At 70.8% G+C, this 14,490-nt stretch carries 13 protein-coding genes; 8 read left to right on the top strand and 5 right to left on the bottom strand.

Annotated features, from left to right (window positions below; translation table 11 throughout):
- The first annotated feature begins 99 nt into the window (after positions 1-99).
- Positions 100-1,725 carry a PAS domain-containing sensor histidine kinase gene (locus IE246_RS24510; protein WP_189994688.1) on the top strand — a complete coding sequence of 542 codons (1,626 nt, stop codon included), beginning with the start codon at positions 100-102 and terminating at the stop codon, positions 1,723-1,725.
- Here IE246_RS24510 and IE246_RS24505 read toward each other — a convergent pair.
- The 3 genes from IE246_RS24505 to IE246_RS24495 all read right to left on the bottom strand — a co-directional run bounded on the left by IE246_RS24505 (position 1,702) and on the right by IE246_RS24495 (position 4,307).
- Positions 1,702-2,157 carry a DUF1499 domain-containing protein gene (locus IE246_RS24505; RefSeq protein ID WP_189994686.1) on the bottom strand — a complete coding sequence of 152 codons (456 nt, stop codon included), beginning with the start codon at positions 2,155-2,157 and terminating at the stop codon, positions 1,702-1,704. The two genes, IE246_RS24510 and IE246_RS24505, sit on opposite strands and share 24 nt — an antisense overlap.
- Before the next feature lie 40 nt (positions 2,158-2,197).
- Entirely contained in the window at positions 2,198-3,181 is a 984-nt protein-coding gene (locus IE246_RS24500) for a DUF808 domain-containing protein (RefSeq protein WP_189994684.1), read from the bottom strand.
- Between the two features lie 73 nt (positions 3,182-3,254).
- Positions 3,255-4,307, bottom strand: coding sequence for a hypothetical protein (locus IE246_RS24495; RefSeq protein WP_189994683.1), 1,053 nt, complete (start codon positions 4,305-4,307; stop codon positions 3,255-3,257).
- A 188-nt stretch (positions 4,308-4,495) separates the two neighbouring features.
- Between IE246_RS24495 and IE246_RS24490 the strand changes: the two genes are divergently transcribed.
- Positions 4,496-5,563, top strand: coding sequence for a hypothetical protein (locus IE246_RS24490; protein ID WP_189994681.1), 1,068 nt, complete (start codon positions 4,496-4,498; stop codon positions 5,561-5,563).
- Between the two features lie 15 nt (positions 5,564-5,578).
- Here IE246_RS24490 and IE246_RS24485 read toward each other — a convergent pair whose 3' ends face one another.
- Positions 5,579-6,478, bottom strand: a complete 900-nt coding sequence (locus IE246_RS24485) for a LysR substrate-binding domain-containing protein (protein ID WP_189994679.1) — start codon at positions 6,476-6,478, stop codon at positions 5,579-5,581.
- Between the two features lie 95 nt (positions 6,479-6,573).
- Here IE246_RS24485 and IE246_RS24480 point away from each other — a divergent pair, with 95 nt between their 5' ends.
- The 5 genes from IE246_RS24480 to IE246_RS24460 all read left to right on the top strand — a co-directional run bounded on the left by IE246_RS24480 (position 6,574) and on the right by IE246_RS24460 (position 11,766).
- A complete protein-coding gene (locus IE246_RS24480; RefSeq protein ID WP_189994678.1) occupies positions 6,574-7,737 on the top strand; it encodes an NAD(P)/FAD-dependent oxidoreductase in 1,164 nt (387 codons plus the stop codon).
- Positions 7,738-7,826: 89 nt separating this feature from the next.
- Positions 7,827-8,966 carry a C45 family autoproteolytic acyltransferase/hydrolase gene (locus IE246_RS24475; protein WP_189994677.1) on the top strand — a complete coding sequence of 380 codons (1,140 nt, stop codon included), beginning with the start codon at positions 7,827-7,829 and terminating at the stop codon, positions 8,964-8,966.
- Between the two features lie 13 nt (positions 8,967-8,979).
- Positions 8,980-9,495 carry a cupin domain-containing protein gene (locus tag IE246_RS24470; RefSeq protein WP_189994676.1) on the top strand — a complete coding sequence of 172 codons (516 nt, stop codon included), beginning with the start codon at positions 8,980-8,982 and terminating at the stop codon, positions 9,493-9,495.
- Entirely contained in the window at positions 9,492-10,901 is a 1,410-nt protein-coding gene (locus IE246_RS24465; RefSeq protein ID WP_189994675.1) for an amidase family protein, read from the top strand. Before IE246_RS24470 ends, IE246_RS24465 begins: the two co-directional genes overlap by 4 nt.
- A gap of 40 nt (positions 10,902-10,941) precedes the next feature.
- The gene (locus IE246_RS24460) at positions 10,942-11,766 is read left to right on the top strand and encodes an SDR family oxidoreductase (protein WP_189994674.1); all 825 of its coding nucleotides are present in this window, start codon (positions 10,942-10,944) and stop codon (positions 11,764-11,766) included.
- Positions 11,767-11,788: 22 nt separating this feature from the next.
- Here the strand turns inward: IE246_RS24460 and IE246_RS24455 are convergent, their stop codons facing one another.
- A complete protein-coding gene (locus IE246_RS24455) occupies positions 11,789-12,583 on the bottom strand; it encodes a DUF2189 domain-containing protein (protein ID WP_189994673.1) in 795 nt (264 codons plus the stop codon).
- Between the two features lie 231 nt (positions 12,584-12,814).
- Between IE246_RS24455 and IE246_RS24450 the strand changes: the two genes are divergently transcribed.
- On the top strand, positions 12,815-14,452 hold the full coding sequence (locus tag IE246_RS24450) for a GMC family oxidoreductase (RefSeq protein ID WP_189994671.1): 1,638 nt from the start codon (positions 12,815-12,817) through the stop codon (positions 14,450-14,452).
- The last annotated feature ends 38 nt before the right edge of the window (positions 14,453-14,490 follow it).

Genomic DNA, 14,490 nt, shown 5'->3' with positions numbered 1-14,490 from the left:
ACACCCGGAGGCAGCGGTCGAGGCTCCGCGCTCCACGCTCCGTTCGGCCCGAACCCGGCCGGCCCACCGAACCCGAGATCTGCTGCGAGCCGAGAGACGATGGACACCAGTCCGAGTCATGTCCTGTTCGATACACTCAGCGAGGCGGTGGTCGCGGTGAGCGACCGCGCGGAGATCGTGTTCGTCAACAGGAGCGCCGAGAAGCTGTTCGGGTATGCGCGTTCGAGTCTTCTCGGCCGCCCGCTCGACATCCTGATCCCGGAACGGCACCGATCGGCTCACTCCCGACACCTTGCCGATTTCCGCGACAGCGGGGTGACCGCCCGCATGAAGAACGACCGGACGGAGGTGCGGGGGCAGCGAAGCGACGGGACGGAGTTCGATGGCGAAGCGTCGATCTGCCGGTCCGAACTGAACGGGACCCAGGTCTTCATCGCCTTGATCCGCGACGTGAGCGAGCGCAAGGCCGGCGAGTCCCTGCTGGCCGAGGCAGAGCGCGAGCAGCGGGTGATCCTCGACTCCTGTGCCGACGGCATACTTGTCCTCAGTGCCCAGACGGGCCTTGTCGTCAGGTCCAACGAGCGGGCGGCGGAACTGCTCGGCCACGAACTCCGGGACATGATCGGTCAGCCCCTGGACAGCCTGGGCCTGAACAGCAGGAATGTTGGCGACTTGCCCAGCACTCCGGACGACCATGCCGATCCGATACTCTTCGAGGAGGTGGTTACCAGGCCGGACGGCACAGCCCTGCCGGTCGAGGTCTTGGCCAGTACGACGCGTCTCGGGTTCGGACCAGCCGTCGTCTGTTGCGTGCGCGACATTTCGCAGCGCAAGGCCCATGAACGGGACCTGATCGAGGCCCGGAACGCGGCGCTGCGGGCGAACCGCCACAAGTCCGTGTTCCTGGCAGGCGTCAGTCACGAACTCCGCACCCCCCTGAACGCCATCATCGCGTTCGCCGAGATCATCCGGGATCAGACCTACGGCAACAGCCCCTTGGCGCACACCAAGTACCGGGAGTATGCCAACGACGTCGCCGAAAGCGGGGTCCACCTGGTCTCGGTGATCAACGACCTTATCGACCTGTCCCGGGTCGAGATGGGGATGATGGTCCTCCAGCACGAAACGGTCGATCTGCACGACATCGCCGCACAATGCATCCGGACGCTGCGGTCCCTGATCGACGACAAGTCGATCGATTGCCACGCGCGCATCGGCGAAGCGGCGCGCTGGCTCCGGGCGGATCCGAAGGCGGTCCGGCAGATGATCATCAACCTGCTGTCGAACGCGATCCGGCACACCCCGTCAGGCGGCACGATCGAAATCGCCGCGGCGGTCGGCGGCGACGGTGAACTGCTGGTTTCGGTCGAGGATTCCGGCGCCGGCATCCCCAGCAGCCGGCTCGCCTGGGTTACCACCCCGTTCAACAGCAGCGAAAGCGGCGTCGCTGCCGAACGGGTCGGCACCGGCCTGGGTCTCGCGATTACCAGAAGCCTGCTGGAGCTTCACGGCGGGACGCTGTCGATCCGGAGCGAGGTCGACGCCGGAACCTGCGTGACGCTCGCGTTTCCCGCAGACCGTATTCCCCAGCGAGGCGCCGGCCTGGGATGTCGGCGGGACCCGGCAAGCAGTCATCGCAAGACATTCCTGAAGTTGGTTCCGGCCGGCAACCGGGACGACGGGTCCCCCGCACACGGCAAATCAACCGGCCACGAGCATCCGTAGCCAGCGCTCGACCCGCGCGCGGTTGACCCCGAAATCCCAGTGGCCGTAGTTCGAGCGGCTGTAGACGATCAGCGCCGAGCCGCTGCCGGACGCCACCGCCTGGACCCGGACGGTATCGGGAAACCCGAAGACCGCCGAGCGCTGCACGAACACGAGTTGGTGCAGGTCGCGATCCTCGGCGACCAGCTCGGTCCGGGGGCGGCCGGACAGGATTGCCGCGACGCGGGCGGACAGCTGGTCGACCGGCAGCTCGAAGAACGGGCCGTCCCGGTCGGCCGCGGCCCGGCACAGCCCGGGCGGACAGGCCAGCGCGTCGTTCGGCTTGCCGCTGCGGGCGATCGTCCGCAGGTCGAGCGGGACCGTATCCGCCCGGCAGCCGGCCAGCACGACCGCCGACAGCAGGGCGGCCAGCGTCCCGGGCCGGCGGGTCACGCCCGGCCTTCCCAGCACGCCCGGCCTTCCCGTCGCCCGCTCACCGCCGGAACGCCGACAGCCGACCCCAAAGCGGGACCAGCACGCCGGACACCAGCGGGATCAGGGTCGCGCCCAGCAGCAGTCCGGCCACTCCCGCGGCGACGGCGCCGGCCAGCCACTCGACCGCTCCCGACGCCACCGGAACCCGATGCGCGACCGCCCCGGCGATCGCCTCGACGGCGTGGGCCGGCCACGGCAGGCCCAGCTCCTCGAGACCGTGCACGACGATCCCGCCGCCGACCCACAGCATGGCCGCGGTCCCGACGGTCGCCAGCAGTTCCAGGAACAGCGGCATGGTCCGCACGATCGCCAGCCCGAGGACCCGGCCGACCGATCCCAGGAAGGATTGCGACCGGTTGCGGCCGATCAGCACGCCGAAGTCGTCCGCCTTCACCAGCAGCGCCACCGCCCCGTACACCCCGACGGTGATGCCGACCCCGACCAGCGCCAGGACCGCCGCCCGCGACCAGAAGTCGGTGGCCGGTATCGCATACAGCGTGATCGCCATGATTTCCGCCGACAGGATGAAGTCGGTGCGGATCGCGCCGGCGACCCGCTGGCGCTCCATTGCCTCGGCATCCAGCACCGCCCGGGCCGCCTCCAGGCGCTCCTCCCCGCCCTTGTGCGGCACGATCGCCTCCCAGACCTTCTCGGCCCCCTCGAAGGACAGGTAGGCGCCGCCCAGCATCAGCAGCGGCGTGATCGCCCAGGGCGCGAACACGCCGAGCGCGAGCGCCGCCGGCAGCAGGAACAGCAGCTTGTTGCGCAGCGACCCCACCGCGATCTTGGCGACGATCGGCAGCTCGCGGTCGGCCGTGAAGCCGACCACGTAGCGCGGCGTCACCGCGGTGTCGTCGATCACCACCCCGGCCGACTTGGCACCCGCCTTGGCGGCATATCCCACCACGTCGTCGACCGACGCCGCCGCGACCTTGGTCAGGGCGGCGACGTCGTCGAGCAGCGCTAACAGTCCGGAACTCACGGGCAACTCCGAGCGGCGGCCGACGGTCGGGCGCACTGTATGGGAACCCCGGCGCCCGGTCACGCCCGCGGCGCTACCCCCCTTGCTCGCGGAACCCCGCATAGGCGTGGCTCAGGGCGTGCATCCAGGTCCGGGCCAGGACCTCGGGCCGATGGGTCTCGGCGACGTGCCGCTGAAGGGCGGCGAGTTGCCCGGCCGCCGCGTCCGGGTTCTCGACGGCCCAGGCGATGCCGTCGACGATCGAACGGTGCAGCACCCCGAACCGGGCGAACTCGGGATAGCCTTCCACGTCCTCGGAGACCGGCAGCCGGCCGCGCCAGGCCGCCTGAATCAGCCGGACCGGCGAGCGCCCCGAGTACGAGATGCTTTCGTTGTAGGGGATGACCGCGATGTCGCTCCGCTCCATGGCCGTGTTGAACGCCGAGAGGTCCCAGGGCACCGCCGCGATCGACAGCCGGTCGTACCGGCTCTCGACGATCGACTGCAGGATCGGCCCGACCGGCCGCAGGTTCGACATGATGGTCAGTTCGAGGGGTCGACGGGCCGCCAGCTCGGCCAGCGCCGGCAGACGCTCGGAGAGCGTCCGGAGCTTGTGCTGCCAGCCGTACCAGAACAGGCGGAGCGGCCCCTCGCGGCGGGGCGGACGGACCGGCGCGGGCTCGCCCTCGACCGCATCCGGGACGATATAGATCCGCTTGCCCTCGACCCGGGCCGCCAGGCGACGTGCCAGCGAGGCGGTCGGTACGGTGATCGCGAAGGCCCGCTGCGCGTTCTCCCAGTTGTAGTTCAGCACCCCCTTGTAACGCGTGAGATCGTCGCACACGTCGACCACCACGCACTTCCCGGCGTCGAGCAGCGAGCCGACGATCGGCCGGTGGTCCTCCAGGGTCTGGTAGATCATGAAGACGTCGGCGTCGAAGTAGGAGCCGTCGGCGATCCGGCGGTCGAGGTTCTGGCTCTCCACCAGCTTCACCGCCGCCCCGAGCGCCCCCAGATGCGGCGCGATGGAAGCGCACCGGATGCGGATACCGGCATCCTTCCAGCTTCGGGTCCCCAGCGACCCGTCGTTCGGCCGCGGCAGCAGGCCGGTGATGCGCAGGGGCGCGTCGATCGGTCGGGCGGTCATCGTGTCGGTCCGGCGCGGCATCGGTTCCGCCGATCTTAGCGCGTCGGTCTCGGCCCGCCCCACCGAACTGCACCGTCGTCTTCCCGCATTCGGGGGATTATCGCTGGAAAATTGAAAGTTAGATTGCCCGGCAATCGCAATGCATGACCATCGAGCGGCACATAGCCGCAACGCCGGGGGATCGATCCGTGACGGACCAGCCGGAGGAAGCGCCAGACGCCCCGGAGGGTGGGGCCACCCCGCCTGGGGGCCTCCCGCCACAGGACGAACCGCCGCAGGACGAACCGCCGCCGGCGGACACCATCGACATCGGCCCACCGCTCGGCCGGGAGGTGGCCGACGCCCTCGGCCTGCTCGACTACGCGACACGAACCGGCTTCAAGGCCGCCAGCGGAGCGACGGTGGGCGACGACGTCCGCAAGCCGATCCTGGCGCTGGTGGCCCGGCTCAGGCTCGGCTGCCGGGCCCCGGCGCCCGACACCTGCATCGCCGTGCCGCGGGTCGAGTGGCTGGCCTTCGTCGACGCGTACGCGCGGCTCGCGGTGCTGCTGCACCCCGTTACCGCCGCAACCCTGGAAGCGACGACCGAGCGTCCCCGGAGATGGGGAACCCTGCTCGGCCGATCCGACGCCCTGCGCTTCACGCGGTGGCTGTGGCTGTGGACGATACTCTTCGCGGTCGCGGTGATCTTCACCCAGTGGCTCAAGGTGATCTACGGACCGCCGGTGGCGTTCGACGCCAACATCAACGCCGTCGCCCCGGAATTCTGGAACCGCGCGCGCTTGCTGGTCACGACGCTCGCCCCGTTCGCCTATGGCGGGCTCGGCGCCTGCGTCTACCTGCTGCGCAGTGCCCATTCCTTCATCGCCGAACGCAGCTTCGACGCCCGCCGCAAGCCCGAGTACTACAACCGGATCCTGCTCGGCATCATCAGCGGCGGCACGATCCTGCTGTTCACCAAGCACCTGACGAACGACGGCGGGCAGGTCATCGAGGTCAGCAGCGCCGCGCTCGGCTTCCTCGCCGGCTATTCCACCGAGTTCCTGTTCCAGGCGATCGAGCGCGTGATCGCCGCCATCCTGCCACGGGTCGGCCTGGACTCGGTGCAGCGGGCCCGAGGGACACGGAGCAGCATCGACGTCCCGGTCGGCAACCTGACCCTGGAAGACCTCGTCGACCGGTTCTCGAAGGCCACCAACGAGCAGGACAAGGTGCTCTACAGGGGGCTGATCGACAAGCTCGCCGAGCGCATGTGACCGGCCGGACCGCCGTCAGGTCGCGGCCGCGAGCTCGATCAGCCAGCGCTCCAGGCGGCGCGCAGCGGCAGTCAGCGGGGTATCGGTCGCCCGGCACAGATAGTAGGCCGCCCCGGTCGGGTCGGCGTCGCCGAACGGCGCGATCAGCACGCCGCGGGCCAGCCTGTCGTCGACCATAGGCCGCCGGCCGATCGCCAGGCCGTGCCCGCCCTCGGCGACCTGCAGCGCCTGCTCCTGGGCGTCCATGGTCACCGCCCCGGCCAGGCTCGGCGGCTCCAAGCCGCGGGCCCGGGCCCACTCCTCCCATTCGTCGGGGAACCGGGCGTTGACGATCAGCCGGGCCCGGTACAGCGCCTCCTGCGGGCAGTCGCCGACCCCGAAGGTCAGGTAGCCGGGCGCACACACCGGGGTCGCCGCCTCCTCCAGCAGGAACGCGGCGTCCAGGCCGGGCCAGGTGCCCTTGCCGTGGCGGATCGCCAGGTCGACCTGGTCGCGCCGCAGGTCGACCACCCGGGTGGTGGTGACCAGCTGCAGGTCGACGTCCGGGTGGGCGCGCTCGAACGCCCCGAGCTTCGGAATCAGCCAGGTGGCGGCCAGCGACGGCGGCATGGTCAGGCGAACCACCCCGCGCCCGGCCGGCCGCAGCATCGCCTCGGTCGCCGCCTGGATCTGCCGGATCGCCGGGTCGATCTGCTCGAGGTACTGCCGGCCGGCGGCGGTCAGGCGCACCCCGTTGCCGGACCGGTCGAACAGCGCGGTGCGCAGGAAGTCCTCGAGCCGCCGCACCTGGTGGCTGATCGCCGACTCGGTGATGCCGAGGGCCGCCGCGGCGTCGCGGAACCGGCCGTGCACGGCGGCGGCGTGAAACGCCCGCAGGGCGGCGAACGGCGGCAGCGGCGTACGCGGCTCGGTCATGGCGCGACGGTGGCAGCCACTTGAACGGAATTCAAGTGGCGCGACGGTCGGCGCGCGCGACCCTGCCCTCCGGTCGGAACGGCGGAGCGGCATCCATGCACTGCGACGTGTGCATCATCGGTGGCGGCATCATGGGGCTGAGCACCGCGGTGTTCCTCAAGCGCCTCGATCCCGGCGCGTCGGTTCTGGTGGTCGAGCCGGACCCGACCTACGAGTTCGCCTCGACGGTGCTGTCGGCCGGCGGCGCCCGGCGGCTGTTCTCGCGCCCCGAGAACATCGAGATGTCGACCTTCAGCATCGGCTTCCTGACGCGGTTCGCCGACGAGATGGCGGTCGACGGCGACCGGCCGGACATCGCCTGGCGCGAGGAAGGCTACCTGTTCCTGGTGCCGCCGGCGGCCGTGGCCATGCTGGAGGCCAACGCCCGCACCCAGGAAGCGCTCGGTGTCGAGATCGTCATGATGGATCCGGCAGCGCTGAAGCGGCGCTACCCGTCGATGACCGTCGACGACGTCGGAGCCGCGGTCCTGTCGCCGCGCGACGGCTGGTGCGACCCGAGTGCCGTCCTGCAGGGCTTCCGCCGGATGGCGCGCCACCTGGGCGTGGCATTCGTCCGCGACAGGGTGATCGCGCTCGACGACGGCGACGGTCCGGTCCGCCGGGCCGTGCTGCAGGACGGTCCGCCGCTCGCCGCCGACCGGTTCGTGATCGCCGCCGGCGCGTGGTCCGAACCGATCGCCGCCAGCATCGGCATGCCGCTGCCGATCTCGCCGATGCGGCGCTTCGAGCACTACTTCGCGACCCGTACGCCGATCGAGCCCCTGCCCTTCGTCAAGGACCTGGCGCGCCTGGCGTTCCGGCCGGAGGGGTCGGGCTACACCGGGACGGTGGTGAACTCGGACGAGCCGCGCGGGGTCAACTTCGAGCTCGACCCCGGTCACTTCGAGGACATGGTCTGGCCGGCCCTGGCCCACCGCTTCCCGGCGTTCGAGGCGACCCGGTGCCTGCGCTCCTGGGCCGGACTGTACGAGGTGTGCGAACTGGACGGCAACCCGGTCATCGGCAACTGGCCAGAGCGCCATCCGAACGTCTACACGGTCGCCGGCTTCTCCGGTCACGGCCTGATGCACGCGCCCGCCGCCGGCCGCGGCGTCGCCGAGCTGATCGTGCACGGCGAATTCCGCAGCATCGACCTCGCCCGCCTCGGCCTCGGCCGGGTGCTGCGCGGCGAACCGTATCCCGAGACCGGCATCCTGTAGCCGCGCACCGTGGCCGCCCGATCAGGACACTGTCACGATCCGGCCGAGTTGCTAAGCTCGCCCGAGTCGTCCGACGAAAGGCCCCCGACATGGTCGAACCCTGCCCCCTCATCGAGGTTTCCGGGCCGCCGCGCGAGCGCGGCCGGCAGTACGGCCGGCAGGCCGGCGAACGGATCGCCAAGGGCGTGTCGCACTACACCGCGCAGCTGCAGCATCTCGGCCTCGGCTGGCCGGCGGTCCGGGCGCTGGTCGACGACTACCTGCCGGTGATCGAGCGGTTCGATCCCGACTATGTGGAAGAGATGCGCGGCATCGCCGACGGGGCCGCAGTCCCGTTCGAGGAAATCGTGCTCCTGAACGCCCGCACCGAGGTGCTGAAGCTCGGCGCCCGACCGGACCTGCGGGCGAAGCTGGCAGCCGCGGAGCAACCCGACGGCTGCACCGGCGTGGTCGCCCTGCCCGGCGCCACCCGGGACGGCCGGCTGATCCACGCCCAGAACTGGGACTGGAAGGCGGAGTGCGCCGAGACTGCGGTGGTGCTGAAGATCCGGCGCGACGACGGGCCCGACCTGTTGACCTTCACCGAGGCCGGCGGGCTGGCGCGCTGCGGACTGAACGCCGCGGGCATCGCGATCACCGCCAACTACCTGGAGTCAGACCGCGACTACTGCCGGATCGGCGTGCCGCTCGCCCTGATCCGCCGCAAGGTGCTGGAGAGCGAGCACCTGGCGCTGGCCCTGCGGACGGTCTACGCCACCCCGAAGTCGCCCTCGAACAACATGATCGTCAGCCACGCCGAGGGGCTGGCGATCGACTTCGAGTGCGCGCCCGACGAGACTTTCCAGGTGCATCCCGAGAACGGCCTGCTGGTGCACGCCAACCACTGGCAGAGCCCGGTGGCACTGGCCAAGCTGAAGGACACCGGGATCGCCAACACCCCGGACAGCCTGTACCGCGACATCCGGGTGCGCGACCTGCTGACCCCGCGGATCGGCTCGCTCGACACCGACGCCGTCAAGGCCGCCCTGTTCGACGACTTCGCCTCGCCGTGGTCGGTCTGTCGGCCGCCGCGACCGTCCTTCACCACCGACCTCAGCGCCACCGTCGCGATGATCGTGATGCAGCCGGCCCTTGGGCGGATGGAGGTGGCTATGCTGCCGGCCCTGAACCGGGAGTTCCAGACCTTCGACCTGGCGGCCTCGTCCCCCGCCGAAGCCGCCGCCGAATAGCCCGGAGGGCGCCATGACCGGGCGAGACGTGGAGACGCACCCGATACCCGCGAACGGCCGGCTGCCGAACAACCCGCATCTGCCGCTGCTGGTCTATCGCGGCGTCCTCGACCTCGCCGGCGATCCGGCCGCCGCCTGCGAGGCGCTGTTCGCCCGGCACGGCTGGCCCGGCGCCTGGCGCAACGGGATCTTCGGCCACGACCACTTCCACGCGACCATGCACGAGGTCCTGGGGATCGTCCGTGGCCGGGTCCGGGTGCTGTTCGGCGGCGATGGCGCGCTGGAGACCGAGGTCGCCGCCGGCGACGTGGTGGTGATCCCGGCCGGCGTCGCGCACCGCAACCTCGGCGCCAGCCGGGACCTGCTGGTAGTGGGCGCCTATCCCGGCGGCGGCTATCCCGACACGACCACCGAGGCCGGGCCGGATACCGCCGCCCGGATCGCGCGGGTGCCGGTGCCCGACCAGGATCCGGTATACGGCCCGGCCGGACCGCTTCTCGATCGATGGACAAGCACGGAGCAAGCATGACCGCCGAACCGCTGTGGTGCCTGGACGCCGTCGAACTCGCCGAGCGCATCCGTCGCCGGGAGGTCTCGGCCCGCCAGGTGATGGACGCTCATCTGGCGCGCATGGACGCGGTCAATCCGCAGCTCAACGCCGTCGTGCTGGCGCTGCCGGAGCAGGCCCGGGCGGAGGCCGACGCCGCCGACGCGGCGCTGGCCCGCGGCGACGCGGTTGGGCCCCTGCACGGGGTGCCGGTGACCATCAAGGTCAACACCGACCAGGCCGGCTGCCCGACCGACAACGGTGTCGTAGCGCTCAAGGACCTGGTCGCCGAGCGCGACAGCCCGACCGTCGGCAATTTTCGCAAGGCCGGCGCCATCGTGATCGGCCGGACCAACACGCCGTGCCTGTCGATGCGCTGGACGACCGAGAACAGCCTGCACGGCAACACGCTGAACCCCTGGGACCCGGCCCGCACCCCGGGCGGGTCGAGCGGCGGCGCCGGGGCCGCCACCGCTTCCGGGATCGCGCCGATCAACCAGGGCAACGACATCGCTGGCTCGGTCCGCTATCCGGCCTATTGCTGCGGTGTGGTCGGCCTGCGCCCGAGCTACGGCCGGGTGCCGGCCCGCAACTACAGCAGCCCGAAGCCGAGGCCGATCTCGGCCCAGCTGATGGCGGTGCAGGGCCCGCTGACCCGGACCGTGCGCGACGCCCGGCTGGCGCTGCGGGTCATGGCCGCCGGCGACGTCGGCGACGCCCGCTGGGTCGACGCGCCGCTGGAAGGCCCGCCGGCGCCGAAGCGTGTTGCCCTGGTGCCGGACCCGGCCGGCCGCGGCGTCCAGCCGGCGATCCGCGCGTCGGTCCTGCAGGCCGGAAGCTGGCTGGCCGAGGCCGGCTACGAGGTCGAGGAGGTCGAGCCGCCGCGGCTCGGCGAGGTCGCCGACCTGTGGGCCAGGATGGCGATGGCCGACACCATCCGCTCGCTCGACGCCACCATCGAGCAGGTCGGCGACGAGGGCATCCGCCGGGCGATCGGGTTCTGGCACGAGGTCATGCCGAAATGCGGGCCGCAGGACACCCTGGACGCCCTGGCCGAGCGCGACGCCATGCTGCAGGACTGGCAGGACTTCCTGGAGCGCTGGCCCGTCGTCGTCATGCCGAACTCGGCCGAACCGGCGTTCAGGGTCGGCGAGGACCTGATCGACGTCGAGACGACGCGGCGGCTCATCGCCGCCCAGCTTCCGCAGCTGGCGATCCCGGTGCTCGGCCTGCCGGCGGTGTCGGTGCCGACCGGCACCCATGACGGACTGCCGATGGGCGTGCAGATCGTCGCCGGCCGGTTCCGCGAGGATCTGTGCCTGGCCGCTGCCGAGGCGGTCGAGGTAAAGGCCGGCATGACCCTGCCGATCGATCCGAAGACGGCCTGACCGGTCGGCGACAATCAGAACACGACAGGAGGAAGACGAGATGGCTGAACGGCAACGGGTCGCGCTGATCACCGGCGGCGGTGGCGGAATCGGCAGCGCCATGTGCGCCGCGGTCGCCGCCGTTGGAGCCCGGGTCGCGGTGGTCGACCTGGACGGCGGTGCGGCCCGGCGGGTGGCGGCGCAGATCGGCGGCGGCGCCGTGGCGATCGAGGCCGACGTCTCGACCGAGGACGGCTGTGCGGCCGCGGTCGCCGCGGTCGAGAGCGCGCTCGGGCCGGTCGACGTCCTGTTCAACAACGCCGGCATCGGCCTCAGCTCGCTGCGCCCGGACGCCGAGCGCAACCTGCCGGGCCTGCAGGAGGTGACGCCGGAGATCTTCGACCGCTTCATCGCCGTCAACCTGCGCGGCCCGTACCTGATGACCCGGCTGGTGACCCCGGGCATGAGGCAGCGCGGCTGGGGCCGGGTGGTGAACAACACCACCAGCTTTTTCACCATGCTGCGCGCCTTCCCCTACGGCGCGCTCAAGGCCTCGCTGGAGGCGGCCTCGGCGATCTGGGCGACCGAGCTGGACGGCAGCGGCGTCACGGTCAACGTGCTGGTCCCCGGCGGCCCGACCGACACCGCCTTCATCGCCGACGGCAGCGGCATGGACCGCGCCACCATGCTGAGGCCCGCCGTCATGGGCCCGCCGGCCGCCTGGCTGGCTTCGCCGACGTCGGACGGCTTCACCGGCAGGCGGATCGTCGCCGCCTGGTGGGACCCGGCGCAGCCGACGGAACAGGCGGTCGCCAGGGCGGCCTCGCCGATCGGCTGGCCGGAACTCGCCCACGCCACCCGGGTCTGGCCGAAGGACGCCCAATAGCCCCGAGTCCTCGGAGCCGCGCTCATTTCTCCGAGATCAGGCGCTCGTACAGGTGCCAGGTCGTGTGCCCCAGGAACGGGAAGACGAAGATCACGCCGACGAGGGCCGGCGCGATGGCGAGGAGCGTCAGTGCGCCGACCGCGGCCCCCCAGCCGAGCATGACCACGGGACTCCCCAGGACGGTCCGCACGCTGGTGATCATGGCGGTCACGAAGTCGACGTTGCGGTCCAGCAGCAGCGGCATGGCGATCACCGTGACGGTGTAGAGGACCGTCGCCAGGAAGCCGCCGATCAGCGTGCCGATCAGCAGGAACAGGGCGCCCCCGGACGTGGTGAACACGCCGACGAGCAGGTCCTCGACGGACCGGAAGTGCTTGTAGTGGATGGTCAGCGCGAGCACGAGCCGCACCTGGTACGCCCAGATCCAGAAGATGAACAGCACGACGAACGACATCCAGCGGAACTCGCGGCGCTGCTGCCGGAAGATGACCAGAAGGATGTCGGACGCCGAGAACGGCTCGCCGCGCTTGAGCCGGCGCGACATCTCGTACAGCCCCACGGCCAGGAACGGCGCGACGAGCGGAAAGCCGACGGCGACCGCGATCGTGATCCATATCTGATCGAACACCACGAGTCCGGCGATCAGCGCCGCGCCCAGTACGGCAAAGGCGAGACCGAAGAAGAGACTGAGGCCCGGGCGGGCGACGACATCGCGCAGGCCGGCGCGCATCGACGCCTTCACGTCGTCGAATGTGGCGGCGGCGACCGCCAGGCGGACCGGTGGCTGTCCGTCCTGCCCTACCTGCTCTGCTTGCATGTCAGAGTGCCTCCCCTTGTGTCGATGCCGCGCGGCTTGCCGCCGCTTACAGGTCTGGAACCGTTCCAGGTTTCGGCGGACGGTGGACGGCGTCCATGACCCATCTCAATCCTTCGACGGAATGTCCGACGCCCGGGCCGTTCTGAATTCAATATCTTTGCCGGCGCGCGTCGGGGTCTGCTAAGGGTTAGGTCCTCTCCCATCCTGCGCATTCGCGAGGGATACCAGCGCATGGACAGCTTCGACTACGTCATCGTCGGCGCCGGCTCGGCCGGCTCGGTGCTCGCAAACCGTCTGACGGAGGACGGCACCGCCACGGTCTGCCTGCTGGAGGCCGGCGGCTCCGACCTGCACCCGTTCATCCACATCCCGGCCGGGTTCATGAAGACCATGGTCGATCCGGCGGTGAACTGGCTCTACGACATGGAGCCGAGCGAGTGGACCGGCGGCCGCCGAATCAAGGCGCCGCGCGGCAAGACGCTGGGCGGATCGAGCTCGATCAACGGGCATATCTACAACCGCGGCCAGCGCATGGACTTCGACGGCTGGGCCCAGCGCGGCAACCGCGGCTGGGGCTATGCCGACTGCCTGCCGTATTTCCGGCGCTGCGAGAAGCGGATCGGCGACGGCGACGACACCTTCCGGGGCCGCGACGGCACGCTGCAGGTCACCGACATCGACTGGCGGCACCCGCTGTGCGACGCCTTCATCGAGGGCTGCACGACCCTCGGCATCCCGCGCAACCCGGACTACAACGGCGCGATCCAGGAAGGCGTGTCCTACGCCCAGCGCACCATCGCCGGCGGCCGCCGGATGAGCGCGGCGCGCGCCTTCCTGCGCCCCGCCATGGGTCGCAAGAACCTGACCGTGATCACCCACGCGCACGCCACCTCGATCATGCTCGAGGGCAGGCGCGCGGTCGGCATCCGCTACAACAAGGGCGGCCGCCACGGCATCCCGAGCGAGGTCCGGGCACGCCGCGAGGTGATCCTGTCCGGCGGCACCTACAACTCGCCGCAGCTCATGCAGCTCTCCGGCATCGGCCCCGCCGGACTGCTGAAGTCGCTCGGCATCCCGGTCCGGCACGAGCTGCCGGGAGTCGGCGAGAACCTGCGCGACCACTACGCGCCGCGGTTCGTGGCCCGGGTGAAGAACTCGGATACCATCAACGAGGAGGCGCGCGGCCTGCGGCTGGTCGGCAACGTGCTGAAGTGGATGGCCACCCGCAAGGGCATCCTCTCGCTCAGCCCGACCCTGGTGTACTGCTTCTGGCACTCCGACGAGGTGGCGCGGAACAGCGACGTCCAGTTCACCTTCACGCCGGCCAGCTACAAGGAGGGCGTGCAGTCCAAGCTCGACGACCATCCGGGCATGACGGTCGCGTCCTGGCAGCAGCGGCCGGAAAGCAAGGGCTACGTGCGGGCGCGCAACGCCGACCCGTTCGAGGCGCCGGTCATCCAGCCGAACTACCTCGCCGAGGAGGAGGACCGCCAGGTCCTGCTGAAGGCGATGAAGCTGGCCCGCCGCCTGCTCGCCACCGAGCCGCTGGCGCCGTTCTACGACTTCGAGGAGTACCCGGGCGCGCAGGTCCAGAGCGACGACGAGCTGCTGGCGGCGGCGAAGGAGCGCGGCACCACCACCTTCCACCCGATGGGCACCTGCCGGATGGGCCCGGAGACCGACCCGACGGCGGTGGTCGACGACCAGCTGCGGGTGCGCGGGATGGAGGGACTGCGGGTGGTCGACGCCTCGATCATGCCGACCATGCTGTCCGCCAACCTGAACGCCTCGGTCATGATGATCGCCGACAAGGCGTCCGACATGATCCGCGGCCGGGCGGCGCTGGAGCCGACCATCCTGCCCGACTGACCCGCACCGGAAACCGACCGGGCACACGAATTTGTTAA

It is taken from the genome of Thalassobaculum fulvum (assembly GCF_014652915.1).
Taxonomy (GTDB): Bacteria; Pseudomonadota; Alphaproteobacteria; order Thalassobaculales; family Thalassobaculaceae; genus Thalassobaculum_A; species Thalassobaculum_A fulvum.
The sequence above is the reverse complement of the archived record's forward strand: the minus strand, read 5'-3'. Positions and strand labels throughout refer to the sequence as shown.

Coding starts and splice junctions, on each gene's coding strand:
- IE246_RS24460 (WP_189994674.1), top strand. CDS start 10,942: ATGGCTGAACGGCAACGGGTCGCGCTGATCACCGGCGGCGGTGGCGGA.
- IE246_RS24510 (WP_189994688.1), top strand. CDS start 100: ATGGACACCAGTCCGAGTCATGTCCTGTTCGATACACTCAGCGAGGCG.
- IE246_RS24455 (WP_189994673.1), bottom strand. CDS start 12,583: ATGCAAGCAGAGCAGGTAGGGCAGGACGGACAGCCACCGGTCCGCCTG.
- IE246_RS24475 (WP_189994677.1), top strand. CDS start 7,827: ATGGTCGAACCCTGCCCCCTCATCGAGGTTTCCGGGCCGCCGCGCGAG.
- IE246_RS24495 (WP_189994683.1), bottom strand. CDS start 4,307: ATGACCGCCCGACCGATCGACGCGCCCCTGCGCATCACCGGCCTGCTG.
- IE246_RS24465 (WP_189994675.1), top strand. CDS start 9,492: ATGACCGCCGAACCGCTGTGGTGCCTGGACGCCGTCGAACTCGCCGAG.
- IE246_RS24470 (WP_189994676.1), top strand. CDS start 8,980: ATGACCGGGCGAGACGTGGAGACGCACCCGATACCCGCGAACGGCCGG.
- IE246_RS24450 (WP_189994671.1), top strand. CDS start 12,815: ATGGACAGCTTCGACTACGTCATCGTCGGCGCCGGCTCGGCCGGCTCG.
- IE246_RS24480 (WP_189994678.1), top strand. CDS start 6,574: ATGCACTGCGACGTGTGCATCATCGGTGGCGGCATCATGGGGCTGAGC.
- IE246_RS24485 (WP_189994679.1), bottom strand. CDS start 6,478: ATGACCGAGCCGCGTACGCCGCTGCCGCCGTTCGCCGCCCTGCGGGCG.